Source organism: Photorhabdus akhurstii, from assembly GCF_019090985.1.
Lineage (GTDB): Bacteria > Pseudomonadota > Gammaproteobacteria > Enterobacterales > Enterobacteriaceae > Photorhabdus > Photorhabdus akhurstii.
On the sequence record NZ_CP020335.1, the window covers coordinates 5,503,504 to 5,529,591 of the forward strand.

The 26,088-nt window shown below is 44.6% G+C and carries 20 protein-coding genes, 6 tRNA genes and 4 rRNA genes; 3 read left to right on the forward strand and 27 right to left on the reverse strand.

Features of this window, described 5'->3' with window-relative positions; genetic code table 11:
- Window positions 1-14 precede the first annotated feature (14 nt).
- From rplW to B0X70_RS23805, 11 genes are all read right to left on the reverse strand, one after another.
- Entirely contained in the window at window positions 15-317 is a 303-nt protein-coding gene (gene rplW / locus B0X70_RS23755) for a 50S ribosomal protein L23 (protein ID WP_036781897.1), read from the reverse strand.
- A complete protein-coding gene (rplD, locus tag B0X70_RS23760; protein ID WP_036814875.1) occupies window positions 314-919 on the reverse strand; it encodes a 50S ribosomal protein L4 in 606 nt (201 codons plus the stop codon). The genes rplW and rplD overlap by 4 nt, the downstream gene beginning before the upstream one ends.
- A 16-nt stretch (window positions 920-935) precedes the next feature.
- On the reverse strand, window positions 936-1,565 hold the full coding sequence (gene rplC, locus B0X70_RS23765; RefSeq protein ID WP_036814876.1) for a 50S ribosomal protein L3: 630 nt from the start codon (window positions 1,563-1,565) through the stop codon (window positions 936-938).
- Window positions 1,566-1,597: 32 nt separating this feature from the next.
- Window positions 1,598-1,909: a 30S ribosomal protein S10 gene (gene rpsJ, locus B0X70_RS23770; RefSeq protein WP_001181005.1), complete on the reverse strand. Its 312-nt coding sequence runs from the start codon at window positions 1,907-1,909 to the stop codon at window positions 1,598-1,600.
- A 295-nt stretch (window positions 1,910-2,204) separates the two neighbouring features.
- Window positions 2,205-2,681 carry a bacterioferritin gene (bfr, locus tag B0X70_RS23775; RefSeq protein ID WP_036781902.1) on the reverse strand — a complete coding sequence of 159 codons (477 nt, stop codon included), beginning with the start codon at window positions 2,679-2,681 and terminating at the stop codon, window positions 2,205-2,207.
- Between the two features lie 76 nt (window positions 2,682-2,757).
- Entirely contained in the window at window positions 2,758-2,952 is a 195-nt protein-coding gene (gene bfd, locus B0X70_RS23780) for a bacterioferritin-associated ferredoxin (protein ID WP_046393852.1), read from the reverse strand.
- Window positions 2,953-3,622: 670 nt separating this feature from the next.
- Window positions 3,623-4,807, reverse strand: a complete 1,185-nt coding sequence (gene tuf / locus B0X70_RS23785; protein WP_217470518.1) for an elongation factor Tu — start codon at window positions 4,805-4,807, stop codon at window positions 3,623-3,625.
- Between the two features lie 111 nt (window positions 4,808-4,918).
- Window positions 4,919-4,994: transfer RNA gene (locus B0X70_RS23790), tRNA-Thr, on the reverse strand.
- Window positions 4,995-5,000: 6 nt separating this feature from the next.
- Window positions 5,001-5,075: transfer RNA gene (locus tag B0X70_RS23795), tRNA-Gly, on the reverse strand.
- A gap of 99 nt (window positions 5,076-5,174) precedes the next feature.
- Window positions 5,175-5,258, reverse strand: a tRNA-Tyr gene (locus B0X70_RS23800).
- A gap of 17 nt (window positions 5,259-5,275) precedes the next feature.
- Window positions 5,276-5,351 (reverse strand) — tRNA-Thr (locus tag B0X70_RS23805).
- 429 nt (window positions 5,352-5,780) lie between these two features.
- On the opposite strand from B0X70_RS23805, the gene coaA reads away from it, so the two are divergent.
- Window positions 5,781-6,731 carry a type I pantothenate kinase gene (gene coaA / locus B0X70_RS23810; RefSeq protein WP_036781906.1) on the forward strand — a complete coding sequence of 317 codons (951 nt, stop codon included), beginning with the start codon at window positions 5,781-5,783 and terminating at the stop codon, window positions 6,729-6,731.
- A 43-nt stretch (window positions 6,732-6,774) separates the two neighbouring features.
- Here coaA and birA read toward each other — a convergent pair whose 3' ends face one another.
- The 10 genes from birA to btuB form a co-directional block, all read right to left on the reverse strand.
- On the reverse strand, window positions 6,775-7,734 hold the full coding sequence (gene birA, locus B0X70_RS23815; RefSeq protein ID WP_036814878.1) for a bifunctional biotin--[acetyl-CoA-carboxylase] ligase/biotin operon repressor BirA: 960 nt from the start codon (window positions 7,732-7,734) through the stop codon (window positions 6,775-6,777).
- The gene (gene murB / locus B0X70_RS23820) at window positions 7,731-8,756 is read right to left on the reverse strand and encodes a UDP-N-acetylmuramate dehydrogenase (RefSeq protein WP_036814879.1); all 1,026 of its coding nucleotides are present in this window, start codon (window positions 8,754-8,756) and stop codon (window positions 7,731-7,733) included. The genes birA and murB overlap by 4 nt, the downstream gene beginning before the upstream one ends.
- A 126-nt stretch (window positions 8,757-8,882) precedes the next feature.
- Window positions 8,883-8,998: ribosomal RNA gene (gene rrf / locus B0X70_RS23825) — 5S ribosomal RNA — on the reverse strand.
- A 21-nt stretch (window positions 8,999-9,019) separates the two neighbouring features.
- Window positions 9,020-9,095 (reverse strand) — tRNA-Thr (locus B0X70_RS23830).
- 84 nt (window positions 9,096-9,179) lie between these two features.
- Window positions 9,180-9,295 (reverse strand): 5S ribosomal RNA (gene rrf / locus B0X70_RS23835).
- 145 nt (window positions 9,296-9,440) lie between these two features.
- Window positions 9,441-12,349 (reverse strand): 23S ribosomal RNA (locus B0X70_RS23840).
- A 185-nt stretch (window positions 12,350-12,534) separates the two neighbouring features.
- Window positions 12,535-12,610 (reverse strand) — tRNA-Glu (locus B0X70_RS23845).
- Window positions 12,611-12,692: 82 nt separating this feature from the next.
- Window positions 12,693-14,238, reverse strand: a 16S ribosomal RNA gene (locus B0X70_RS23850).
- The 16S, 23S and 5S rRNA genes sit together here with 2 tRNA genes alongside, the layout of an rRNA operon.
- Before the next feature lie 361 nt (window positions 14,239-14,599).
- Window positions 14,600-15,463, reverse strand: coding sequence for a glutamate racemase (gene murI, locus B0X70_RS23855; RefSeq protein WP_217470519.1), 864 nt, complete (start codon window positions 15,461-15,463; stop codon window positions 14,600-14,602).
- Complete coding sequence (gene btuB / locus B0X70_RS23860) at window positions 15,408-17,267, reverse strand: TonB-dependent vitamin B12 receptor BtuB (protein ID WP_217470520.1); 1,860 nt, start codon at window positions 17,265-17,267, stop codon at window positions 15,408-15,410. The genes murI and btuB overlap by 56 nt, the downstream gene beginning before the upstream one ends.
- A 181-nt stretch (window positions 17,268-17,448) precedes the next feature.
- On the opposite strand from btuB, the gene trmA reads away from it, so the two are divergent.
- The gene (trmA, locus tag B0X70_RS23865) at window positions 17,449-18,549 is read left to right on the forward strand and encodes a tRNA (uridine(54)-C5)-methyltransferase TrmA (RefSeq protein WP_040148786.1); all 1,101 of its coding nucleotides are present in this window, start codon (window positions 17,449-17,451) and stop codon (window positions 18,547-18,549) included.
- Window positions 18,550-18,613: 64 nt separating this feature from the next.
- On the opposite strand, the gene B0X70_RS23870 is transcribed toward trmA, so the two are convergent.
- Both B0X70_RS23870 and fabR read right to left on the reverse strand, forming a co-directional pair.
- Window positions 18,614-18,985, reverse strand: a complete 372-nt coding sequence (locus B0X70_RS23870; protein WP_036782597.1) for a YijD family membrane protein — start codon at window positions 18,983-18,985, stop codon at window positions 18,614-18,616.
- A 23-nt stretch (window positions 18,986-19,008) separates the two neighbouring features.
- Complete coding sequence (fabR, locus tag B0X70_RS23875; RefSeq protein WP_036782581.1) at window positions 19,009-19,653, reverse strand: HTH-type transcriptional repressor FabR; 645 nt, start codon at window positions 19,651-19,653, stop codon at window positions 19,009-19,011.
- A 391-nt stretch (window positions 19,654-20,044) separates the two neighbouring features.
- Between fabR and sthA the strand changes: the two genes are divergently transcribed.
- A complete protein-coding gene (sthA, locus tag B0X70_RS23880) occupies window positions 20,045-21,442 on the forward strand; it encodes a Si-specific NAD(P)(+) transhydrogenase (protein WP_036782578.1) in 1,398 nt (465 codons plus the stop codon).
- Here the strand turns inward: sthA and oxyR are convergent.
- From oxyR to argB, 4 genes are all read right to left on the reverse strand, one after another.
- A complete protein-coding gene (gene oxyR / locus B0X70_RS23885; RefSeq protein ID WP_217470521.1) occupies window positions 21,434-22,339 on the reverse strand; it encodes a DNA-binding transcriptional regulator OxyR in 906 nt (301 codons plus the stop codon). The genes sthA and oxyR overlap by 9 nt on opposite strands.
- A gap of 149 nt (window positions 22,340-22,488) precedes the next feature.
- Window positions 22,489-23,868: an argininosuccinate lyase gene (gene argH, locus B0X70_RS23890; RefSeq protein ID WP_036814518.1), complete on the reverse strand. Its 1,380-nt coding sequence runs from the start codon at window positions 23,866-23,868 to the stop codon at window positions 22,489-22,491.
- A gap of 152 nt (window positions 23,869-24,020) precedes the next feature.
- Window positions 24,021-25,235, reverse strand: coding sequence for an argininosuccinate synthase (locus B0X70_RS23895; protein WP_036782569.1), 1,215 nt, complete (start codon window positions 25,233-25,235; stop codon window positions 24,021-24,023).
- Between the two features lie 68 nt (window positions 25,236-25,303).
- Window positions 25,304-26,077, reverse strand: a complete 774-nt coding sequence (gene argB, locus B0X70_RS23900; protein ID WP_036782567.1) for an acetylglutamate kinase — start codon at window positions 26,075-26,077, stop codon at window positions 25,304-25,306.
- Window positions 26,078-26,088: the final 11 nt, after the last annotated feature.

Here is a 26,088-nt window from a genome sequence, read left to right on the forward strand (position 1 = left end):
TTTACTCCTCCGACTTACTCTGCACCACCGATGAAGTCCATATTCTGGCCTTCCTTCAGTGTGACATAAGCTTTTTTCCAGTCGCTACGACGACCAATACGCTGACCGTGACGTTTAGTTTTGCCTTTAACCAGCAAAGTGTTAACACCTTCAACTTCGACTTCAAACAGTCTCTGCACAGCAGCTTTGATTTCTGCTTTAGTCGCGTCTTTCGCAACTTTGAGAACGATGGTGTTGCTCTTTTCCATCGCTGTAGAAGCTTTTTCAGATACGTGCGGCGCACGCAGTACTTTCAGCAGACGTTCTTCACGGATCATGCCAGCATCTCCTCAACTTGCTTCACAGCATCAGCAGTCATAACCACTTTATCGAAGGCGATTAAGCTAACTGGATCAATACCAGCTACATCACGAACATCAACCTTGTACAGGTTGCGAGCTGCTAAGAATAAATTCTCATCAACTTCATGAGTGATAATCAGCACATCTTCCAGAGCCATATCTTTCAGTTTCTGAACCAGAAGCTTGGTTTTAGGAGCTTCTACAGAAAACTTCTCGACAACGATCAAACGATCTTGACGTACCAGTTCAGACAGGATGCTCTTTAAAGCACCACGGTACATTTTCTTATTAACTTTTTGACTGTGGTCCTGTGGTTTAGCTGCAAAAGTTACACCACCAGAGCGCCAAATTGGACTCTTAATAGAACCAGAACGTGCACGGCCAGTGCCTTTCTGACGCCATGGTTTCTTACCTGAACCAGAAACTTCAGCACGGGTTTTCTGAGCACGAGTACCTTGACGTGCACCAGCTGCGTAAGCAACAACTACTTGATGCACAAGCGCTTCATTGAAATCACGCCCGAAGGTAGTTTCGGAAACAGTCAGCGCGCCTTGCGCGTCTTTCATTACCAATTCCATTCCTATCTCCTCGACGTTACGCCTTGACAGCCGGTTTTACGATCAGGTTGCCGCCAGTTGCACCTGGAACAGCACCTTTGACCAGCAGCAGGTTGCGCTCAGCGTCAACACGTACTACATCTAGGCTTTGAACAGTTACACGTTCATTACCCAGTTGGCCTGCCATTTTCTTGCCTTTAAATACCTTGCCCGGGGTTTGGTTCTGACCGATAGAACCCGGGACACGATGAGACAAAGAGTTACCGTGGCTAGCATCTTGGGTACGGAAGTTCCAGCGCTTAACAGTACCAGCAAAACCTTTACCTTTAGATGTACCAGTAACGTCGACTTTCTTAACGTCAGCGAAAATCTCAACGCTAATACTTTGACCTACAGCATATTCTTCGCCTTCAGACAGACGGAATTCACGCAGGATACGGCCAGCTTCAACGCCAGCTTTAGCGAAATGACCTGCTTCAGGTTTGTTTATACGGTTAGCTTTTTTGCTACCAGTAGTAACCTGAATTGCACGATAACCATCACTATCCAGATCTTTAACCTGAGTCACACGGTTATCTTCAATTTCGATAACAGTTACAGGGATAGAAACGCCATCTTCAGTGAAGATACGAGTCATACCCACTTTTTTACCGACTAAACCAATCATTGTTTCAACCTCTCAATCGTTCAATGACCTGATTAACCCAGGCTGATCTGCACGTCTACACCGGCAGCCAGATCCAGACGCATCAGAGCATCAACGGTTTTCTCGGTTGGCTCAACGATGTCAACCAGACGCTTATGAGTGCGAATTTCGTACTGATCACGCGCATCTTTATTAACATGCGGAGAAATCAGAACGGTAAAACGCTCTTTACGAGTCGGCAGCGGGATCGGACCACGCACCTGCGCACCAGTACGCTTAGCGGTCTCGACAATTTCCGCAGTTGATTGATCGATCAAACGATGATCAAATGCTTTCAGGCGAATACGGATTCTTTGGTTCTGCATGAGACCAGAGCTCCAACTATTTTATAAACGTAAATAATTACTCCTCGTACCCATTTCGATTGACGGGAGAGTGTAATCGTTCAATATATAACCCCCCTATCGGGAGTATTTTAAATGGCAGCAAAGCAATACTGCACATTCACTGGTTATCAAACCAGACTTACACGTAAGTAAGACCGCATATTATACGCAAATCAATTAACAAAGCAAGATACAGATGAAGATTTATCCAGAATAGAATCAAAGGAGCGTAAACAAGATGCCCTAACCTAACAGATAGGGCATTTTTTCGTACCTATTCTCCTTCAAGGATCTGTGCTTGAGTATAATTTTGAATCCCCATACGTTCAATTAATTCAAATTGAGTTTCCAACCAATCAATGTGTTCTTCTTCTTCATCTAGGACATCGATCATCAAATCACGGCTAACATAGTCATGAATCGAATCAGCATAAGTAATTGCTTCTTTCAAATCTCTAGCTCCCTGCAATTCGAGCTGTAAGTCAGATTTGAGCATTTCTTCGATATCTTCTCCGATGTTAAGTTTTCCTAGATCCTGCAAATTAGGAATTCCTTCAAGAAAAAGGATACGTTCGATGTACCTATCAGCATGCTTCATTTCATCGATAGATTCATGATATTCCTTATCATTCAGGCGGGTAAGGCCCCAGTTTTTGAACATCCGGGCATGTAGAAAATATTGATTAATTGCAACAAGCTCATTTCCAAGAAGTTTATTCAAATGAGCAATCATTTTTTTATCACCTTTCATAGTTTACTCCTCCGCTTCCAGTACTTAAAGTGTAGTACCTATTCCGCAGAGTAGTAGTAAACTTATCTCTTTTTTATCAAGCAACGTTATCTATCTTAGGCAGCTGTGCAATTTCCTCATTAATTAGCTCTCGGGCTTGGCGTATGCATTTGCCACAATCACGGCCTACAGGCACAATACGTTTTAGTTCTCTAATAGAGTGAATATGATGTTGACGCACCGCGTTACGTATTGTTTTGTCACTCACCGCATTACATAGGCAGACATACATAAATAACACTCTCTGGTACACATTATAGCGCATATTAAATAATAATGAGTCTCATTTCAATAATCATTCGCATTTTAATTTACTGATTCAGGTTCTTCCGAATATCCTTTAGCTTCGTTAAATGGAAGTAGTTCTCTCATTTATGTAATATTTTGATTATTAATATTTTTATCCCTATCGGGAGCTTTCTTAAACTTATTCCATCCTAAAACTATCTCCTACATCAGCAACTCTCTTCGTTGGTATCCCCTCCTTTCGTTAGGGCATACCAACAGATGCAGAACAAACATGAGTCAAATATTACTACCTGTATATAAAAGAAAAGATGACTCATCTAAGTTTGAAGACAAATGCTTATTCGGGAAAATCACGAGGTGGGGGGTTGGTTACCGCTAACGTATTCTACAGATGAATGATGAATATATACTCTAAGAATACCCTAGCAGAACAGCCAGATAACGATAACACCGGTAGGAACAAGCAGCCGAAATCAAAAACTTAAGACACTAAGAGATAACCGAATGGGATGGTTCATACAGGGAATTTAAGGAAAGGTGATATCCATTAAAACACTAACTAACAGACACCTAGCGTAGCACAACCAAGTGTCTGTCCTAAAACAAGTCAGAATACAAACCTGTCCTAAAGTTAGGTACTTAATTCTTAGCTATTAAGCAATAATTTTAGCAACAACACCAGCACCTACAGTACGGCCGCCTTCACGGATAGCGAAGCGCAGACCCTGGTCCATTGCGATTGGCGCAATCAGAGTCACTTTCATCTGAATGTTATCGCCTGGCATCACCATTTCCACGCCTTCTGGCAGCTCGATTGTCCCGGTTACATCAGTTGTACGGAAGTAGAACTGTGGACGGTAGCCTTTGAAGAATGGCGTATGACGGCCGCCTTCGTCTTTGCTCAGAATATAAACTTCTGATTCGAAAGTGGTGTGTGGCTTGATTGAACCCGGTTTTGCCAGTACCTGACCACGTTCGATTTCGTCACGTTTGGTACCACGCAGCAGAACGCCCACGTTCTCACCCGCACGGCCTTCGTCCAGCAGTTTGCGGAACATTTCTACACCAGTACACGTGGTTTTCGTTGTGTCTTTGATACCAACGATTTCAACTTCTTCACTCACTTTAACAATACCGCGCTCTACACGACCGGTTACCACGGTACCACGGCCTGAAATCGAGAATACGTCTTCGATTGGCAGCAGGAATGGCTGGTCGATTGCACGCTCTGGTTCTGGGATGTAGCTGTCTAGGGCATCGGCCAGTTCAATGATCTTCGCTTCCCACTCTGCATCGCCTTCCAGCGCTTTCAGCGCGGAACCACGGATAACCGGGGTATCGTCGCCTGGGAAATCGTACTGAGACAGCAGCTCACGCACTTCCATCTCAACCAGTTCCAGCAGCTCTTCGTCATCTACCATGTCACATTTGTTCAGGAATACGATGATATAAGGAACGCCTACCTGACGACCTAACAGGATGTGCTCACGAGTCTGCGGCATTGGGCCGTCAGTCGCAGCAACCACCAGGATTGCGCCGTCCATCTGAGCCGCGCCGGTGATCATGTTTTTCACATAGTCGGCGTGGCCTGGGCAGTCAACGTGCGCATAGTGACGGCTTGGGGTGTCGTATTCTACGTGAGAAGTAGAGATGGTGATACCACGCGCTTTTTCTTCTGGCGCGTTATCGATTTGGTCGAATGCACGAGCGTTACCACCGAAGGTTTTAGCCAGTACAGTAGTGATAGCAGCAGTCAGGGTAGTTTTACCGTGGTCAACGTGGCCGATAGTACCAACGTTAACGTGCGGTTTTGTACGTTCAAACTTTTCTTTAGACATTAGATTGTCCCTCTAAGACACGGAATCGGTGGTTCCACCACATCAACCAAGCAGTTGCTCGTTGAATATCGTTTACAGGAATAAAATCGGGAGACAAGGACATTAAGGAAGTGGTGCTGATAGGCAGATTCGAACTGCCGACCTCACCCTTACCAAGGGTGTGCTCTACCAACTGAGCTATATCAGCACATCTTGGAGCGGGCAGCGGGAATCGAACCCGCATCATCAGCTTGGAAGGCTGAGGTAATAGCCATTATACGATGCCCGCATTGAACTCGGCTACCTGACTTTAATCAGCTGTACGTTGATCTCAATATACTTTGCTTCTAACGAAAACCAAAATAATATCAAGACTAAATCTGATTTTTGGTGGTGGGGAAGGATTCGAACCTTCGAAGTCTGTGACGGCAGATTTACAGTCTGCTCCCTTTGGCCGCTCGGGAACCCCACCTTATTCCAAATTTTTAATGGTGCCGGCACCAAGAATCGAACTCGGGACCTACTGATTACAAGTCAGTTGCTCTACCAACTGAGCTATGCCGGCATCAAGTGCTGCGCATTCTAGGCAGTGTGAACGCACTATGCAACAAAAAATCGCTCTCCTTGACCATTCGGTCACAAAACGCTCATTTTTATTCAATAAGCTGTTTTTTTCAAAATATTTAGCTCAAATAATAAACCAAAACTACCTGTAATTATTAAGGAACTGATTTCTGTACCCAATAAAACATGATTAGTCACTTCATTTTGTGTCATTCAAATGTCCATCATGATAAACAAACAGCTAAAGCTAACATTAAGTAAAGCAACTCAATTTTTTACGATTCTGCATTTCTTACAAAAAAAACTGCTAAAAATATAAAAAAACCTACGCCTGCCGCTCATCAGTCGATATCATGCGATTTATTTTTTGTCGGGTACAGGTTGTTTATTGCAACTTGTCCAACCTGCACAAACAGGCAGATTTTGGTTTATGAATAAAAAAGAACCTTTTTTGGCTACTCCATATTTGCAATTCAATCGTGAACAATGGGCAACCTTACGTGATTCAGTTCCACTGACATTAACAAAAGAAGAATTAATTGATCTAAAAGGAATCAATGAAGAAATTTCTTTAGAAGAAGTTGTTGAGATTTATCTTCCTTTATCTCGCTTGCTCAATTTTTATATTAGTTCCAATTTACGTCGTCAAGCAGTGCTCGAACAATTTCTAGGTACCGATGGACAAAAAGTCCCTTATGTCATAGGAATTGCTGGCAGTGTTGCCGTTGGTAAAAGTACCACTGCACGTCTATTGCAAGCCCTTCTGAGTCGTTGGCCTGAACACCGAAGTGTAGAATTAATTACTACAGATGGTTTTCTACATTCTAACAGTGTACTGAATGAACGTGGGCTGATGAAAAAGAAAGGATTTCCTCAATCATATGATATGCATAGCTTAGTGAAATTTGTAGCTGATATTAAATCGGGGTCTAAACAAGTATCCGCACCAGTTTACTCTCATCTTACCTATGATATCGTACCAAACGAGCAAAAACTTATTAAACAACCAGACATTTTGATTCTAGAGGGTTTGAATGTATTACAAAGCGGTATGGATTATCCTCATGATCCACACCATGTATTTGTCTCTGATTTTGTCGACTTTTCTATCTACGTCGATGCACCAGAAAAATTACTCAAGAGTTGGTATATCAGTCGTTTTTTAAAATTCCGCCAAGGTGCTTTTTCCGATCCAGACTCTTATTTCCACAGCTATTCCAAGCTATCAGAAGAAGAAGCCATAAATACTGCATCTGATATCTGGCAAGAGATAAATGGACTAAATTTGCGACAAAATATTTTACCAACTCGAGAACGCGCAAGCCTAATCATGACAAAAGGTACTAACCACACTATTGAAAGCGTAAGGCTACGTAAGTAAAAATAGTTTCCGAACCCGGAAGACATTTCTCTTCCGGTCATTTCTAACAGCCTCTTAAAGAAATTTCCCCGCCGATATATGGGGTTATAACACCATTCTGATCAAGTAACAAAGCGCCTTGCTGATTAATACCCCTAGCTATACCATACACTTCCTGCCTACCAATAATTAATTTTACCGATCTATCCATAAAATTATCTAACTCAAACCACCTAGAAACAAATGAAGACAAACCTTCATTTTCAAACTGAATTAGAGCTTTCCTTAGATCAAGTATTATTTCTACAGCCAATTTATTACGATCAATTTCAATTCCTGCTTGCAACAAATTAATCCATTGCTGATTAATAGACTCTTCGTCCTTATGATCCATCGAAATATTTATACCCGCACCTATTACAACCTGAGCAGCATCACCAGTCTTTCCTATTAGTTCAACTAAGATTCCCGCCAATTTCTTATCATCAAGATATAAATCATTTGGCCATTTTACCCTAATTCTATCCGCGCCAAATCGATGTAATACTTCAGCAATAACAATGCCAACAACCAGACTCAATCCGATTGCAGCAGCAGGTCCTTGTTCAAGGCGCCAGTACATAGATAAATAAAGATTTTTACCAAAGGGCGAAACCCATTTCCTTCCACGCCTTCCTCTGCCAGCATACTGGTACTCTGCAACACAAGCATCCCCTGATTTCAAATCAGATAAACGTTCAAGCAAGTACTGATTAGTCGAGTCAATAACTGGCAAAACAGTTATACGATCCTGAGGCAAGTATTGAAAAATAGTAGATTCATCAAGTAACTGCATAGGTGCCATAAGGCTATAACCCTTGCCTGGTGTTGTTTCTAGTTCAATTCCCCATTCACGGATTGTCTGTATATGTTTATTAATTCCAGCTCTACTCATCCCTAAATCTTGTCCCAACTGTTGGCCGGAATGAACGTCACCGTCAGACAAAATCTTAATCAACTGTAATGGCACGGTTATATCTTTCATGAAATACATTCCACAGCATCAATTTCGCCTTTAGTACCAATAAAACGAACCTCCGGTTCAAGTAATACACCAAACTTACTTATCACTTGCTGGCGAATGTAGGCAGCCAATGAAACTATATCCTCGCCTGTAGCATTTTCCTGATTTATCAATACCAAAGCTTGTCTAAGATGCACAGATGCACCTCCAATGCGATAACCTTTTAAATTACAATGTTCAATGAGCCAACCCGCCGCTAATTTAAACATTCCATGTGTGTAAGGATATTGGGGGCTATCAGGGTAATTTTCTTTTATTTTCGCCGCAACTTCCGCACTGACAATTGGGTTTTTGAAGAAACTCCCCGCGTTTCCTGTCATTGCAGGATCAGGTAATTTACTGGTGCGCATTGCACACACTGAATCAAAAATCTGCTGAGGAGTTACATTGTCTTTCGACAGCCTAGTTAGATCACCGTAGTTCAATATCGGCTGCCAATTCTTTTTCAACAATAATCCTACGGAGAGAATAGAATAATTTGCTTTATATTTATGTTTGAAAACACTATTTCGATATCCAAACTGACATTCACCAGAACTAAGGCGCGTTTGCTCCCCTGTTTCTAGATTAAGAACATCTACATATTCACACACATCTCTAAACTCAATACCATATGCACCAATATTTTGAATTGGTGCCGCACCAGCGCAACCAGGAATTAAGGCCAGATTCTCTAATCCATAGATTTGATTTTTAAGAGAATGGCAGACTAATTCGTGCCAATTTTCTCCTGCTCCTACATGTAAATGCCACGATTCATCTGTTTCCTGCTGTTGAATCCCCATAATCCTATTCAGAATCACAGTTCCTTCAAAATTTGCAGTAAATAAGACATTACTGCCACCACCAAGCAGTAACACAGGTTGTTTTTCGCTTTTGGCTTTCCGCCATAAAGCTAATAAAGATTCGGCAGATTCAGCTATATCTAAACGTTTAGCATAGACTGATAACCCAAAGGTATTAAACTCTTTAAGAGAAAGCATTTACTCAATACTCAATAAAGCTATTTAATAAATAGTTTATCAGCTATAGACGTGGAAAACTAAGTTAGTTCTTTATTAAATGCAAAAAGGCCACCCCTTTGGATGGCCTTTTTGTCTCAAAATAAAGTCTGGCAGTTCCCTACTCTCACATGGGGAGACCCCACACTACCATCGGCGCTACGGCGTTTCACTGCTGAGTTCGGCATGGGGTCAGGTGGGACCACCGCGCTATCGCCGCCAGACAAATTCTTTATATATTATCATGGTGCTGATACCCAGATTCGAACTGGGGACCTCACCCTTACCAAGGGTGTGCTCTACCAACTGAGCCATATCAGCAATAGTCTGCCAAACTCACTGTTGGCACAAAAAATCAAATATGCTTTATGCTGCCTTTCATCGCAACACAACACTAAAAGTCAAGCCTGGCAGTGTCCTACTCTCACATGGGGAGACCCCACACTACCATCGGCGCTACGGCGTTTCACTGCTGAGTTCGGCATGGGGTCAGGTGGGACCGCCGCGCTATCGCCGCCAGGCATATTCCGTTTTATTCCAACCCTTGTCTGACTCTCCGTCAACACAACCATTGGAACCAATCTCTGAACAAGCTGAAATCTGTCTCTCTTCTGTCTTCCGACTTCTGTTTGCTGTCTTCCGACACCAAAACCCCTTCGGCGTTGTAAGGTTAAGCCGCTCGGTTCATTAGTACTGGTCAGCTCAACGCATCGCTGCGCTTACACACCCAGCCTATCCACGTCTTCGTCTTAAACGTTCCTTCCGTGACTCTAAGTCAAGGGAAGACTCATCTCAAGGCAAGTTTCCCGCTTAGATGCTTTCAGCGGTTATCTCTCCCGCACTTAGCTACCGGGCGATGCCATTGGCATGACAACCCGTACACCAGCGGTGCGTCCACTCCGGTCCTCTCGTACTAGGAGCAGCCCCTTTCAATCTTCCTGCGCCCACGGCAGATAGGGACCGAACTGTCTCACGACGTTCTAAACCCAGCTCGCGTACCACTTTAAATGGCGAACAGCCATACCCTTGGGACCTACTTCAGCCCCAGGATGTGATGAGCCGACATCGAGGTGCCAAACACCGCCGTCGATATGAACTCTTGGGCGGTATCAGCCTGTTATCCCCGGAGTACCTTTTATCCGTTGAGCGATGGCCCTTCCATTCAGAACCACCGAATCACTAAGACCTACTTTCGTACCTGCTCGAGCCGTCACTCTCGCAGTTAAGCTGGCTTCTGCCTTTGCACTAACCTCACGATGTCCGACCGTGATTAGCCAACCTTCGTGCTCCTCCGTTACGCTTTGGGAGGAGACCGCCCCAGTCAAACTACCCGCCAGACACTGTCCTCAGCCCGGATAACGGGCTTAAGTGAGAACATCGAGCATTCAAGGGTGGTATTTCAAGGATGGCTCCATGCAGACTGGCGTCCGCACTTCCAGGCCTCCCACCTATCCTACACATCAAGGCTCCATGTTCAGTGTCAAGCTATAGTAAAGGTTCACGGGGTCTTTCCGTCTTGCCGCGGGGACACTGCATCTTCACAGCGAGTTCAATTTCACTGAGTCTCGGGTGGAGACAGCCTGGCCATCATTACGCCATTCGTGCAGGTCGGAACTTACCCGACAAGGAATTTCGCTACCTTAGGACCGTTATAGTTACGGCCGCCGTTTACTGGGGCTTCGATCAAGAGCCTCGCCTTGCGGCTAACCCCATCAATTAACCTTCCAGCACCGGGCAGGCGTCACACCGTATACGTCCACTTACGTGTTTGCACAGTGCTGTGTTTTTAATAAACAGTTGCAGCCAGCTGGTCTCTGCGACTGGCTTCGGCTCCGGAGGCAAACTCCTTCACCTGCCGCCAGCGTGCCTTCTCCCGAAGTTACGGCACCATTTTGCCTAGTTCCTTCACCCGAGTTCTCTCAAGCGCCTGAGTATTCTCTACCTGACCACCTGTGTCGGTTTGGGGTACGATTCAATGTCACCTGATGCTTAGAGGCTTTTCCTGGAAGCCGGGCATCAACCACTTCACTGCCGTAGCAGCTCGTCATCACGCCTCAGTGTTACAGAAGAGCGGATTTGCCTGCTCCTCCCACCTACACGCTTAAACCGGGACGACCGTCGCCCGGATGGCCTAGCCTTCTCCGTCCCCCCTTCGCAGTCACATTCAGTACAGGAATATTAACCTGTTTCCCATCAGCTACGCCGTTCGGCCTCGCCTTAGGGGTCGACTCACCCTGCCCCGATTAACGTTGGACAGGAACCCTTGGTCTTCCGGCGAGCGGGTTTTTCACCCGCTTTATCGTTACTTATGTCAGCATTCGCACTTCTGATACCTCCAGCGGGCCTCACAGCGCCACCTTCAACGGCTTACAGAACGCTCCCCTACCCAATGACACCTGAATGTCATTGCCGCAGCTTCGGCGCATGGTTTAGCCCCGTTACATCTTCCGCGCAGGCCGACTCGACCAGTGAGCTATTACGCTTTCTTTCAATGATGGCTGCTTCTAAGCCAACATCCTGGCTGTCTGGGCCTTCCCACATCGTTTCCCACTTAACCATGACTTTGGGACCTTAGCTGGCGGTCTGGGTTGTTTCCCTCTTCACGACGGACGTTAGCACCCGCCGTGTGTCTCCCGTGATAACATTCTTCGGTATTCGCAGTTTGCATCGGGTTGGTAAGCCGGGATGGCCCCCTAGCCGAAACAGTGCTCTACCCCCGAAGATGACTTCACGAGGCGCTACCTAAATAGCTTTCGGGGAGAACCAGCTATCTCCCGGTTTGATTGGCCTTTCACCCCCAGCCACAGGTCATCCGCTAATTTTTCAACATTAGTCGGTTCGGTCCTCCAGTTAGTGTTACCCAACCTTCAACCTGCCCATGGCTAGCTCACCGGGTTTCGGGTCTATACCCTGCAACTCATTCGCCCAGTTAAGACTCGGTTTCCCTGCGGCTCCCCTATACGGTTAACCTTGCTACAGAATATAAGTCGCTGACCCATTATACAAAAGGTACGCAGTCACCCTGACGAATCAAGGCTCCCACTGCTTGTACGTACACGGTTTCAGGTTCTCTTTCACTCCCCTCGCCGGGGTTCTTTTCGCCTTTCCCTCACGGTACTGGTTCACTATCGGTCAGTCAGGAGTATTTAGCCTTGGAGGATGGTCCCCCCCTCTTCAGACAGGATTTCTCGTGTCCCGCCTTACTCGTCGAACTCACAGCCATGCCACCTTCGAGTACGGGGCTGTCACCCTCTCTCGCCGGCCTTTCCAGACCGTTCCTCTGATGCTATGACTGATGCTGGTTCTGGGCTGCTCCCCGTTCGCTCGCCGCTACTGGGGGAATCTCGGTTGATTTCTTTTCCTCGGGGTACTGAGATGTTTCAGTTCCCCCGGTTCGCCTCATTAACCTATGGATTCAGTTAATGATAGTGCGACGCATCGCACTGGGTTTCCCCATTCGGACATCGCCGGTTATGGCGCTTCATATCAGCTTACCGACGCTTTTCGCAGATTAGCGCGTCCTTCATCGCCTCTGACTGCCTAGGCATCCACCGTGTACGCTTATTCGCTTAACCTCACAACCCGAAAAGGTCTCGGATTGCTCAGCTTGAGAGACTCCCCAATAATACCTTGTCGATATTACTGAGTGTTTCAATTTTTCAGCTTGTTCCAGATTGTTAAAGAGCTTATATCGCTAAACAGATTTCTAAAATCCGCTTAAAGACACATCGACAACGCCTTTCACCCGTTATCCCGCAAGTGGCGTCCCCTAGGGGATTCGAACCCCTGTTACCGCCGTGAAAGGGCGGTGTCCTAGGCCTCTAGACGAAGGGGACCCTATGGTCGGCTTCGCAGACTCCCTTGCTCTCGACTTTCATCAGACAATCTGTGTGAGCACTGCACTCAACGCATCTCAGGTAAGGAGGTGATCCAACCGCAGGTTCCCCTACGGTTACCTTGTTACGACTTCACCCCAGTCATGAGCCACAAAGTGGTCAGCGCCCTCCAAAAAGGTTAAGCTACCGACTTCTTTTGCCACCCACTCCCATGGTGTGACGGGCGGTGTGTACAAGGCCCGGGAACGTATTCACCGTAGCATGCTGATCTACGATTACTAGCGATTCCGACTTCATGGAGTCGAGTTGCAGACTCCAATCCGGACTACGACAGACTTTGTGTGTTCCGCTTGCTCTCGCGAGGTCGCTTCACTTTGTATCCGCCATTGTAGCACGTGTGTAGCCCTACTCGTAAGGGCCATGATGACTTGACGTCATCCCCACCTTCCTCCGGTTTATCACCGGCAGTCTCCTTTGAGTTCCCACCTCGACGTGCTGGCAACAAAGGATAAGGGTTGCGCTCGTTGCGGGACTTAACCCAACATTTCACAACACGAGCTGACGACAGCCATGCAGCACCTGTCTCTCAGTTCCCGAAGGCACTTCGCTGTCTCCAGCAAATTCTGAGGATGTCAAGAGTAGGTAAGGTTCTTCGCGTTGCATCGAATTAAACCACATGCTCCACCGCTTGTGCGGGCCCCCGTCAATTCATTTGAGTTTTAACCTTGCGGCCGTACTCCCCAGGCGGTCGATTTAACGCGTTAGCTTCGGAAGCCACAGCTCAGGGCCGCAACCTCCAAATCGACATCGTTTACAGCGTGGACTACCAGGGTATCTAATCCTGTTTGCTCCCCACGCTTTCGCACCTGAGCGTCAGTCTTCGTCCAGGGGGCCGCCTTCGCCACCGGTATTCCTCCACATCTCTACGCATTTCACCGCTACACATGGAATTCTACCCCCCTCTACGAGACTCCAGTCAACCAGTCTTAGATGCCGTTCCCAGGTTGAGCCCGGGGATTTCACATCTAACTTAATTGACCGCCTGCGTGCGCTTTACGCCCAGTCATTCCGATTAACGCTCGCACCCTCCGTATTACCGCGGCTGCTGGCACGGAGTTAGCCGGTGCTTCTTCTGCGGGTAACGTCAAGGCCCAGCCCTGTTCAGGCTCAACCCTTCCTCCCCGCTGAAAGTACTTTACAACCCGAAGGCCTTCTTCATACACGCGGCATGGCTGCATCAGGCTTGCGCCCATTGTGCAATATTCCCCACTGCTGCCTCCCGTAGGAGTCTGGGCCGTGTCTCAGTCCCAGTGTGGCTGGTCATCCTCTCAGACCAGCTAGGGATCGTCGCCTAGGTAGGCCATTACCCTACCTACCAGCTAATCCCATCTGGGTTCATCCGACGGCGTGAGGCCCTTTCAGGTCCCCCACTTTGGTCTTGCGACATTATGCGGTATTAGCCACCGTTTCCAGTGGTTATCCCCCGCCCCCGGGCAGATCCCCAGACATTACTCACCCGTCCGCCGCTCGTCAGCAAAAGCGCGAGCGCTTTCCTGTTACCGCCCGACTTGCATGTGTTAGGCCTGCCGCCAGCGTTCAATCTGAGCCATGATCAAACTCTTCAATTCAAAGCTTGATGCTCAAAGAATTCTGACTAATTAGTTCGTAATGAATTAACTGTTGTTCACTCTTCAAGACTTTAAAACGTATTTTTTTGTGATACGGTCTTGTGAGTGCCCACACAGATTGTCTGATTAATTGTTAAAGAGCAGGCTGAATTAAAATTTAATATTCTCGCTCAGCCGGGCTGCGTATACTACGCCTTTCGCCCGCAGAGTCAAGCGCTTATTCGCTTTCCTTCTGCCTGACTTCACAATGTTTATCAGCGTTGTGTCGGTCAGTGGTGGCGCATTATAGGGAGTTCTCTGGCGCTGGCAATAATTATTTTGAAAAAAGTTAACGACCGATGATTATTCCATCAAATTTAACTTAAATTATCAATTTTTCCAGTTTTGAAAATCCATATCCCTGCAAAACGGGGATTAATGCATCAGTATCAGTATTCACTTTCATACAATAAGCAAGACTATCTGCTGAAGTACAAACAAGATTATTCTGATGTTTAACTAACCAAGCCGTTCTTCGGGCAATAGCGGCACCAGAATCAATTAAGTGTGTGCCATCAGGGAGTATCTGAACTAATTCTTCTGCTAATAGTGGAAAATGAGTACAACCCAATACTACTGTGTCAGGTGGTTCTTTCATTCCGAGCCACGGTTTCAGTATCTTTTTTAAAATGTCGGAAGAGACCTTACCACCATGCAATTTAGCTTCAGCTAATTCTACTAATTCAGCAGAGCCTATAGATTCAATCCTGCAACCTGTAGCAAACTTTTCGATAAGTTCCTTTGTATAGGAGCGATTAACTGTTGCTCTAGTCGCCAATAATCCAACGACACCATTACGAGTTAACTTTGCTGCGGGTTTTATCGCTGGAACCACACCAACGACCGGAAAACTGAACCGCTCACGTAGAGCAGGCAAACTGACTGTACTTGCCGTGTTACATGCAATAACCACTATTGCCAGAGGATGTTTTTGCTGAACAGCCGCAACAATTTGAACAACTCGTTCAACAATAAATTCTTCCGATTTTTCACCATAAGGGAATGCTTCGTTATCAAAAACATATATATAGTGGAGATCTGGCAATAATTGCCGGATCTCTTGGTAAATAGATAAGCCGCCTACCCCAGAATCAAACACTAAAACTGTCGGACGTGCGACTTTATTTAAATCAGAAGTTATAGCTCCCAGTGAGATAGTATTCGCGTCCTGGAATGCGATAGCCATAAACTGTCTCGTAATCTTTATCAAGCAGGTTAGCTATTCTAGCACGGATTGTCAGATAAGAAGTGACTGGATATGAAACCGTTAAGTCCCAAAAGCTGACGCCACCTAATTTCACACGTTTAGCCGGGAATGTACTGAAATCGTTGTCATAACGCCGCCCTAAATATTGATAAGTTAACCCCCAATCAAAATCATATAGCTGCCAGTCAAGTTGATATTTGACTTGCTGCTTAGCACGACGAACTAAAATTTCATTAGTTTCACTATTACGAGGGTCGATATATTGTACCGTCAATTGATGCTGAAATATGCCTGTGTCCATTGAGCCAGTCCACTCAACACCTTTAATTTTTGCTTTACCAATATTGTAGTAACGGCTATTTGCATAATCGATCAATTGCTCAATCTCATTGCGATATACAGTCAGACGCCAATTTAGCTGGCCTGTGACGCCTTCAATACCACCTTCCCATTGTTTACTTTCTTCCGGTTTCAAATCATGATTACCACCAAAACCATACATCTGACTAAGCGTCGGAGCCTTAAATGCCGTACCATAAGAAGTGATCAAACGATAATTTTTAATAAATTCCCAACCTAAACTGGCTTGCCATGTGGTATTCCAACCAGCTTCTGAATGTTTATCTGAACGAATTGCACCTTCTAAAATAAAATCTTTTAGTTGTTGCTGTGCTGTCAGATACATTCCTGTATTACGTACAGTTTCACTCTTCGGAATATAACTGGTCCCAGCTTCTATCGATTGTTTTTGGAAATCCACACCTGTACTAACCATACCCTGATATAGCTGAAACGTATTTCCCCATTGCAGGTTATATTGATCAGAATCATTAAGGCTAGCAGACTTATCATAGCGCCCATATTTAGGGTCAAAGTTATAGTCTTTTATATGACTATAACTTGCAATTAATTGGGACGAGTAGATCCCACGGTTAAATCTGATCCCCGTATCATAGTGGCGGCTATAAAGTTCACGGGTATCCGGTCTAGCATATGGATAACTCCAATTAATATCCGCATCATAAGATGTTTTATTGTTATAGCCATAAGCTCGAATAAACCCACTGATTTGCTCATTAAATTTTTGATCGACTCCCAACCAAAGCATTTTGCTCATAAAACCGTCACGATCAGGCTGTCTAAAGCCACCAGTATTACCATAAGCAACAACATCGTATCCTTTAGTATAGGTATAGTTAGCTGCTGCTGTCAGGACTGTATTTTCAGCTAACTTTTGCTGAGTCGCGCCATCATAAGTCTGATAACCATGTGAACCGATACCTACGTTAAGGTTAGCGCCTAGTTTCTCTCTGGTAGTGATGATATTAATAACACCACCAATAGCATCAGAACCATAAACAGCGGAACGTGGTCCGCGGATATATTCGATTTTCTGAACCAATGATACAGGTATCTGGCTTAAATCAGAGGAGCCACTGATACCTGCTTGATTCAAACGTATCCCATCCACCAGCACTAATACATGACTAGCATGAGTGCCACGTATAAACAAAGAGCTTAGCTGTCCAATACCGCCATGCCGCGCAATATCAACACCGGGTAGACGACGTAAAATATCGGCTACACTATTTGACTGCCAATGATCAATTTCATCTCGTGTTACAACAGTATAAGGAGCCAGTATGCTTGACACTGGCTGTTTAAAACGACTCGCCGTCACAACCAATGAATCCTGCGACTCCACCATAGCGGAAGCTTGATTCCAACTAGAAATCACCACGCTTGAAACAATGGATAATAAAAACCGATTTTTATTTATCATGAGAAAATATCCCACAATTTATTATCAGAAGGATACACTACAATGAAGCGTGAAACTGACTCATAATAGTAAGCATAGACAGGATTATGCATGAGTAATAAGAAAACTGGACATCCTTTGCTCTTTCCCTACAATTTCGCACGAAAATTTTTCTTACTACAGATATAAGAGAACAAACATAATGCAAAATCTCCTGCCAACGGAAAGCTACGAGCAGCAACTGACGGAGAAGGTCAGCCGCTTAAAAAACATGATGGAGCCTTTCCAGCCCCCGGAGCCAGAGGTTTTCCGCTCACCGCAATCTCATTACAGAATGCGAGCAGAATTTCGAATCTGGCATGAACAGGATGATTTGTACCATATTATGTTCGATCAACAGACGAAACAACGTATTCGTCTTGTTCAATTCCCTGTCGCTAGTAAGTTAATTAATAAAATGATGGTAGAATTAATTGACTCCATTAGATCTGAACAGATCTTACGTCATAAGCTATTTCAAATTGATTATCTATCCACGTGCAGTAATAAAATCCTTGTTTCTTTGCTTTATCACAAAAAATTGGGTGATGAATGGACACAACAAGCATTAAAACTGCGTGAGGCGTTAAGAAATAAAGGGTTTGACATTGAATTAATTGGCAGAGCTGCTAAAACCAAAATCACATTGGATCATGATTATATTGATGAGGTTTTATCTGTAGCTGGCCGAAAAATGATTTATCGCCAGGTGGAAAACAGCTTCACCCAACCAAATGCTAGCGTCAATATTCATATGCTTGAATGGGCAATTAATATTACCAAGGGTTCAAAAGGTGATTTACTTGAACTTTATTGTGGTAATGGCAATTTCTCTCTGGCATTAGCTCAAAATTTTGAACGAGTATTGGCAACAGAAATTGCCAAGCCATCCGTAGCTGCCGCTCAATACAATATTGCAGCCAACGGGATTGATAATGTACAAATTATCCGCATGTCAGCGGAGGAATTCACCCAGGCAATGAATGGTGAACGCGAATTTAATCGCCTGCAAGGAATCAATTTAAAAAGCTATCAATGTGAAACTATTTTTGTCGATCCGCCACGTAGCGGCCTTGATGAAAAAACGCTTGAGATGGTCCAGACATATCCACGGATCCTTTATATTTCCTGTAACCCGGAAACCCTTTGCCATAATCTAGAAACATTAACCCAAACGCATCAAATCAGCCATCTGGCTCTGTTTGATCAGTTTCCTTATACACACCATATGGAATGTGGAGTACTGCTGGAAAAATCAAACTGATACTTAACGAACATATAAAACAGAAACGCCGGCAGATAGTTATCTCTCCGGCGTTTTGCATCAATTAATGACTATTTTCTATAATTGCCTGGTTTTTGCGAATTTTTACCTTTCTGTAAATCCAGAATACCAGTACGGTACCTATTACCGCGGGTAGAAAATTAGAGCCAATTTCAGGGTATTCAACTCTAATAATCGCACTATAACTAAATAATCCTAAGAGGAAACAAGCAACAACTAACTTAGGCATCCCATCTGGCATTGAGTAATTCAAATAGCGCTGATGGATACAATAAATTGATAAAATCAGTGTTATCAATGGGAAAACTGAAAAAGAAACAACTGAGCTAAAAACTGCTGAAAACGTTCCATTCGTTGCTAGTCCGACAATAAAAGCGAGTAACAATGTACTTTTGTCCTGGCGATATTGTTCCATCATTTCGTTCTCCTCCTTCATAGTTATTTAAGTTTAGGGTTCGGTGGATTCATTTCTTTGCGATACCAATAATATGCACCTTTAGCAATCATCCGTAGCTGCAAGACTAAACGTTCTTCTAAACGCTGTCTTTTCTCCAAATCAATATCCAATGCTTCTGCACCGGCACTGAATACTATTGTTACCATTGCCTCTGCCTGCACCTCAGTAAAATACCTCGGCATACAGCTTTCCTGTTCTAAATAGTCTGCCAGTTCAGCAATAAAATGTTGGATTTCCCGTGCGACAGCGGCACGAAATTCAGCAGAGGTCCCTGAACGTTCACGTAATAATAATCGGAATGCATTTGGATTATTACCGATAAATTCCATAAAAGTTGAAACAGATGTACGGATGACACTGCCACCTTTAGCAATACGTTGCCGGGCTTGCCTCATTAACTGACGTAACATCAAACCACTTTCATCTACCATCGTCAGCCCAAGCTCATCCACATCACGAAAATGACGATAAAATGAAGTTGGTGCAATACCTGCTTCACGGGCGACTTCACGCAAGCTAAGGCTGGTAAAACTCCTTTCGGCACTCAACTGGCTGAAAGCAGCTTCAATCAGTGAACGACGAGTTTTTTCTTTCTGTTTCGCTCTGATGCCGATAACGTTACTCACACGAATCCTGACTCTTTATCTGAACTACATGTTAGGAAATATACCAAATTTTAACGCGTTTGCCGTAATGATGTGCTCATCATGTCATTTATAATGATCAATGTCATTTTCTCAGCGCATTTTCTTATTAGATATTAGGATGATAAAGGCGACTATACGTAGTCAAAAAATCATTAAGGAGAGCATTCCCTCTTTAGTTAATTCACTTCGATCGTTAGATAATTATTTATTTTCCAAAAGCTTTATAATCTTGCGCCAGATTAACGTAACGGGCAAAACTATGTTCAATTCACCCTAAATGAGATATAAAATCCTTATGACGATTGGGCTATTAAGTCAACCAATGTTAATATAGCGTTGTAATTTTGTGTAAAAACAGGTCTTTCCTCATATGCAACATATTCATTTTGACGCCATTGTCATTGGTTCTGGTCCCGGTGGAGAAGGAGCAGCAATGGGATTGGTGAAGCAGGGTAAAAGCGTTGCGGTTATCGAACGCTATAATAATGTTGGTGGTGGTTGTACTCATTGGGGTACCATCCCGTCCAAAGCCCTCCGTCACGCCGTCAGCCGTATTATCGAATTTAACCAAAACCCTCTGTACAGTGATAACTCCCGCATTCTTCGCTCTTCATTTGCTGAAATCTTACGCCGTGCTGAAATGGTGATTAATCAGCAAACTAGAATGCGTCAAGGATTTTACGAACGTAATGGGTGTCGTATGTTTTCCGGGGAAGCAACATTCATTGATGATCACCGGGTGAGTGTGCGCTATGCCGACGATAACTACGATATTTTAAGCGCAGATAAGATTATTATCGCAACCGGTTCTCGCCCATATTGTCCACCAGATGTTGATTTCACCCATTCCCGTATTTATAACAGCGATTCCATTCTGAAACTGGATCATGAACCACGGCATGTCATTATTTATGGCGCCGGAGTGATTGGTTGCGAATATGCTTCAATCTTCCGTGGATTAGGCGTAAAAGTTGATTTAATCAACACTCGTAACCACTTACTGGCTTTCCTTGATCAAGAGATGTCAGACGCACTTTCTTACCATTTCTGGAATAGTGGTATAGTTATCCGCCACAATGAAGAATATTCTAAAATTGAAGGTGTCGATGACGGTGTTATCGTTCACCTCAAATCCGGTAAAAAAGTCAAAGCTGACTGTCTGCTTTATGCTAATGGCCGAACAGGCAATACTGATACTCTAGGGCTGAAAAACGTTGGTCTGGAAGCAGATAGCCGCGGTTTACTGAAAGTTAATAAGATCTATCAAACCAGCAATGAAAATATCTACGCTGTAGGAGATGTTATCGGTTATCCAAGCCTGGCCTCTGCTGCTTATGATCAAGGACGAATTGCCGCTCAAGCAATGGCGAAAGGAAACGCCGAAGTTCATCTGATTGAAGATATTCCAACGGGTATCTATACCATTCCTGAAATCAGCTCTGTAGGTAAAACCGAACAACAATTAACAGCAATGAAGGTGCCTTATGAAGTTGGACGAGCACAATTTAAACATCTTGCACGCGCACAAATTGCGGGGATGAACGTAGGAAGCCTGAAAATACTATTCCATAGAGAAACAAAAGAGATTCTTGGTATTCATTGTTTCGGAGAACGTGCGGCTGAAATCATTCATATCGGCCAAGCGATTATGGAACAGAAAGGTGAAAGTAATACTATCGAATATTTCGTCAATACTACTTTCAACTATCCGACTATGGCTGAAGCTTATCGTGTCGCAGCGCTAAATGGCCTGAACCGGCTATTTTGATTGCCTGTAATAAGTGCCCATTCTAGCTCTAATAGCCTCTGCCAGTTGCTCATAGCGACCACGCAGAGGTGAACCAGGACGATAAATCAAAATAACAGATCGCTTAGGCTCTGGGTTGCTACACTCCAGATAACAGACACCATCACGTTTTTTCTCTTGTGGCACTGCCAGATCAGGCAATAAGGTTATTCCACTACCGGCAGCAACCATATTACGCAGAGTTTCCAAACTGGTTGCACGAAAATGGGTATCTTCCTTCGCGCCAGCCTGAAAACAGAACCCCATAGCCTGATCACGCAAGCAATGACCATCTTCTAGCATCAGCAATTTTTCACCCGTCAATTCATCCATAGCAATTTTTTCTCGCTCTGCCCAAGGATGGCCATCATAGATAGCGAGTTTCATGGGTTCTTCAAACAATGGCACTTCAATGAAGGCTCTTGTCTCCTTACCCATTGCCAGAATCGCAATGTCCAATTTGCCGCTATCTAACTGGGCTAGCAAACTTTGAGTCTGGGCTTCATACAAATACATTTCCAACTTAGGAAACAAACCATGAAGCCCAGGAATAATATGAGGCAACAGATATGGGCCAATAGTAGGGATCAGGCCAATATGCAGAGGACCAGACATGTTTTCCCCTTGAAGTGACGCCATTTCCTGCAAAATTCTAACCTCACGGAGAACCGTTCTGGCCTGTTCTACTAATAACATCCCTTGTTGAGTGAACAAAACTTTACGGCTGGTGCGTTCCAATAACATTACATCCAGATCATCCTCAAGCTTACGAATTTGCCCGCTCAATGTAGGCTGGCTGACGTGGCAAGAATCAGCAGCATGGCGAAAGTGCCGATGCTCCGCAAGCGCCACAAGATATTCCAGATCGCGGATATTCATTCCCACCTCAACTAATATGAATGATAGAAAATACCAATAGATAATTATATCAACGTGAGGGAAAGACTATCAGATAATCATTAAAAACTTATATATAAAGATCGCATTTATTTTACAGGGGATAGATTCATCTCCCCTGCTGATAATGACTAACTTAATTTTAGCCTCTGTTTAGCCTCTGAAATCGCTTTCATGACCTGTTTTTGCGATACGCCACCCTTTGCAAGTCGTTTGTCCAGACAAGATTGCAGAGACAAAATATCATATACATCATCAGTAATTGCACTGCTGAACTTCTGCAACTCTGCCAATGACAACGCTTCCAGTGCCTTACCCTGAGCAAGCGCCATAATCACAATTTCCCCAACAATATGGTGAGCTTCACGGAATGGAACACCTTTTGCAACCAAATAATCAGCTAATTCGGTCGCATTAGCATAACCCTGTTTAGCTGCTTCTGCACAACGTGAACGCCTGACCTGAATGCCATCTAACACCAACGCTGCCATATGCAAACAATCCAGCCAAGTGTCCAGCGCATCAAATAACCCCTCTTTATCCTCCTGCATATCTTTATTATAGGCCAACGGCAGACCTTTCAACGTCATCATCATGCCGGTCAATGCCCCTTGCACCCGGCCACATTTCCCACGGATTAACTCCAGCGCATCCGGGTTTTTCTTCTGTGGCATCAGGGAAGAACCGGAAGTGACTCGATCTGACAGTTCAATAAATCCTGCTTCACCGCTATTAAAGAAAATGAGGTCTTCCGCAAAACGGGAAAGATGGATCATACTGATACCGGCATTAGATAGCAGTTCCAATACATGGTCACGATCTGAAACACTATCCAGGCTGTTACGCGTCGCTGAAGCAAAACCTAGCCATGATGCCAATTGTTCGCGGTCAATATCATAAGCGGTTCCAGCCAATGCACCGCACCCAAGCGGGCTGGTATTCAGCCGCTTTAAAGTATCCTGTAACCGACTTTCATCACGAACCAGCATTTCTACATATGCCAAACACCAGTGAGCAAATGTGATAGGCTGCGCTCTTTGCAGATGGGTATAGCCCGGCATCACCGCATCTTGATTATTCTCCGCGGTAATCACCAATGCCTGCTGTAACTCCACAATTGCCTGATAGAGATGTGAAATGTATTCTTTACACCAAAGTTTGAGATCGGTTGCCACCTGATCGTTACGACTACGGCCAGTATGGAGCTTCTTACCCAAATCACCAACTTTACTGATCAATTGCCCTTCTACCCAACTATGGATATCTTCTGCATCACTTTGCAAGATGGTTTGTGGATTAGCTTGAACTTCATTCAGCAATTCATTTAATGCCAACTCCAGTTTTCGTTGCTCCTCAACGGTCAACACACCAACCGTTACCAGCGCTTTCGACCATGCAACTGAACCGGTAATATCCTGTTCCGCCAACCGGTAATCAAAGCGAAGTGAATCGTTAAATTGTTTGAACCGTTGATCTGCTTTCTGACTGAAACGCCCGCCCCAGAGTGCCATATTTTCGTTCCTGATTATCTGATGTCTGAGTGATTGATGACCTTTTATAAACAGCAATTTTATTTTCAATATGGAGATAATAGACTAGAGAAATCAAATACAAGGATGAATTTACGATCTGGTCATTATCTCCATAACTACGAACAATGAAATTACTCTTTACTATTTAATGCCCGAATACGCGAAGGGAGAGAATACAGACGGATAAATCCTGCTGCATGACTGTGATCATAAACCTCATCTTCACCAAATGTTGCAAATGCTTCAGAATAGAGACTATTTGTTGATCTCTTCTGGATCGCCGTCACCTGACCTTTATAGAGTTTCAGCACCACTTCACCACGAACATCCTCAGCCAACGTCTCAGCGGCTGCCTGAATAGAGTGACGTAGTGGGGCAAACCAACGTCCGTCATAAACAACATAGGACATCTCCAGTCCAAGCTGCTGACGCCATTTAAAGCTATCGCGATCCAGAACCAGTTGTTCAACACCACGCAACGCGGCCATCATAATGGTTCCTCCCGGTGTTTCATAACAGCCACGAGATTTCATTCCCACCAGCCGGTTTTCCACGATATCAATCCGACCAATACCATGTTTTGCTCCCAGAGCATTCAACATTTCAAGACATTGATATGGAGACATCACCTTGCCGTTAACCCCAACAACCTCGCCTTTCTCAATGGTGACACTAACCAATTCGGCTTCATCTGGCGCCTCTTCTGGAGCGACTGTCCACACCCAACAATCTTTATTGGATGCATTCCAGGTACTTTCCAGTACTCCACCTTCGGTAGAGATATGCCACGCATTCTCATCACGGCTGTAAATTTTCTCTAATGTTGCAGTGGTTGGAATATCTCGCGCTTTCAGATAATCCAACAACGCCTCACGGGAACGCAAATCCCACTCTCTCCACGGCGCGACGACTTTTAGCTGAGGGGCTAATGCCGTATAAGTGCTTTCAAACCGCACCTGATCGTTCCCCTTACCTGTTGCGCCATGAGCAAGTGCATCCGCCCCCACTTTCAATGCCAATTCAACCTGTGCTTTAGCAATAATTGGTCGTGCCATTGAAGTGCCCAACAAATAGCTACCCTCATACAGAGCGCCAGTTTTCAGTACCGGATAAACATAATCTTTAATGAACTCCTCACGCAAATCCACAACATGACATTCTGATGCGCCAGAGCGCAAAGCTTTCTGCTCCACGCCCTCCAGATCTTCACGGCTTTGTCCCACATCGGCGACAAACGCAACAACTTCACAATTATCATAATGCTCTTTCAGCCAAGGAATAATGGCAGAAGTATCCAGACCACCAGAATAAGCAAGAACGATCTTTTTAATATCTTTAGTATGCATGAAGTTACCCTTTAAAATTCCGTTGTTATTCATCAGCAAAGCTTTGCCGAAAATTAATCAAACTTAATTTAAGCCAGAATACGAGTACCGACGGGAACACCGTTAAACAGGTCGGTCAGTTGATCTGCATGACGCCAACTAGCGATATCTACCGGGCGACCTAATGTCCTAGCGGCATCTAGAGCTGCATTCACCTTCACAATCATGCCGTCAGTAATGATGCCCTGCACAATAAGTTGTTCCGCCTTCTCAGCATTAATGTCAGGGATCTTCTGCCCTTTACCATCCAAAATACCGCTAACATCAGAGAGTAATACCAAATCAGCACCTAGCGTCTGAGCTATCGCCGTTGCTGCCTGATCGGCATTCACATTCATCAATTCCCCTTTATCAGTTACACCAATGGAACTAATAATGGGTATATAACCTGCATCCAGTAGCGTTTTCAGCAACTTAGCATCGCCCGGCATCGCTTTCCCCACATGCCCCAACTCTTCATTCAGTTGGGAAACCCTGACCACATTACCATCTCCTAAATATAATCCAACTGATGCAAGTTGATATTTAGTCGCCCACGATAACAAGGTCTTATTGGCTATACCCGCTAACGCTCCCGTAATCATCCCAATTTGATCAGCGGGTGTTACCCGCAATCCTTGTTTCTTCTCTATCGGTAGCTGCAATTTCTGCATCAACTCATCCACCAGACAGCCACCACCATGAACAATAACCAACTGGCGTTCATGCGTTTGTCGATATTCCTGCAATGCAGTAAACACGCGTTCCAATGCTTCTTCACTGTCCAGTAACACGCCACCTAATTTTATGACTAAAGGTTCCATCTGCTTTACTC

Excerpts from the sequence above, each read along its gene's own strand:
- rplW (WP_036781897.1), bottom strand. The coding sequence starts at position 317 with ATGATCCGTGAAGAACGTCTGCTGAAAGTACTGCGTGCGCCGCACGTA.
- rplD (WP_036814875.1), bottom strand. The coding sequence starts at position 919 with ATGGAATTGGTAATGAAAGACGCGCAAGGCGCGCTGACTGTTTCCGAA.
- rplC (WP_036814876.1), bottom strand. The coding sequence starts at position 1,565 with ATGATTGGTTTAGTCGGTAAAAAAGTGGGTATGACTCGTATCTTCACT.
- rpsJ (WP_001181005.1), bottom strand. The coding sequence starts at position 1,909 with ATGCAGAACCAAAGAATCCGTATTCGCCTGAAAGCATTTGATCATCGT.
- bfr (WP_036781902.1), bottom strand. The coding sequence starts at position 2,681 with ATGAAAGGTGATAAAAAAATGATTGCTCATTTGAATAAACTTCTTGGA.
- bfd (WP_046393852.1), bottom strand. The coding sequence starts at position 2,952 with ATGTATGTCTGCCTATGTAATGCGGTGAGTGACAAAACAATACGTAAC.
- tuf (WP_217470518.1), bottom strand. The coding sequence starts at position 4,807 with ATGTCTAAAGAAAAGTTTGAACGTACAAAACCGCACGTTAACGTTGGT.
- coaA (WP_036781906.1), top strand. The coding sequence starts at position 5,781 with ATGAATAAAAAAGAACCTTTTTTGGCTACTCCATATTTGCAATTCAAT.
- birA (WP_036814878.1), bottom strand. The coding sequence starts at position 7,734 with ATGAAAGATATAACCGTGCCATTACAGTTGATTAAGATTTTGTCTGAC.
- murB (WP_036814879.1), bottom strand. The coding sequence starts at position 8,756 with ATGCTTTCTCTTAAAGAGTTTAATACCTTTGGGTTATCAGTCTATGCT.
- murI (WP_217470519.1), bottom strand. The coding sequence starts at position 15,463 with ATGGCTATCGCATTCCAGGACGCGAATACTATCTCACTGGGAGCTATA.
- btuB (WP_217470520.1), bottom strand. The coding sequence starts at position 17,267 with ATGATAAATAAAAATCGGTTTTTATTATCCATTGTTTCAAGCGTGGTG.
- trmA (WP_040148786.1), top strand. The coding sequence starts at position 17,449 with ATGCAAAATCTCCTGCCAACGGAAAGCTACGAGCAGCAACTGACGGAG.
- B0X70_RS23870 (WP_036782597.1), bottom strand. The coding sequence starts at position 18,985 with ATGGAACAATATCGCCAGGACAAAAGTACATTGTTACTCGCTTTTATT.
- sthA (WP_036782578.1), top strand. The coding sequence starts at position 20,045 with ATGCAACATATTCATTTTGACGCCATTGTCATTGGTTCTGGTCCCGGT.
- oxyR (WP_217470521.1), bottom strand. The coding sequence starts at position 22,339 with ATGAATATCCGCGATCTGGAATATCTTGTGGCGCTTGCGGAGCATCGG.
- argH (WP_036814518.1), bottom strand. The coding sequence starts at position 23,868 with ATGGCACTCTGGGGCGGGCGTTTCAGTCAGAAAGCAGATCAACGGTTC.
- B0X70_RS23895 (WP_036782569.1), bottom strand. The coding sequence starts at position 25,235 with ATGCATACTAAAGATATTAAAAAGATCGTTCTTGCTTATTCTGGTGGT.
- argB (WP_036782567.1), bottom strand. The coding sequence starts at position 26,077 with ATGGAACCTTTAGTCATAAAATTAGGTGGCGTGTTACTGGACAGTGAA.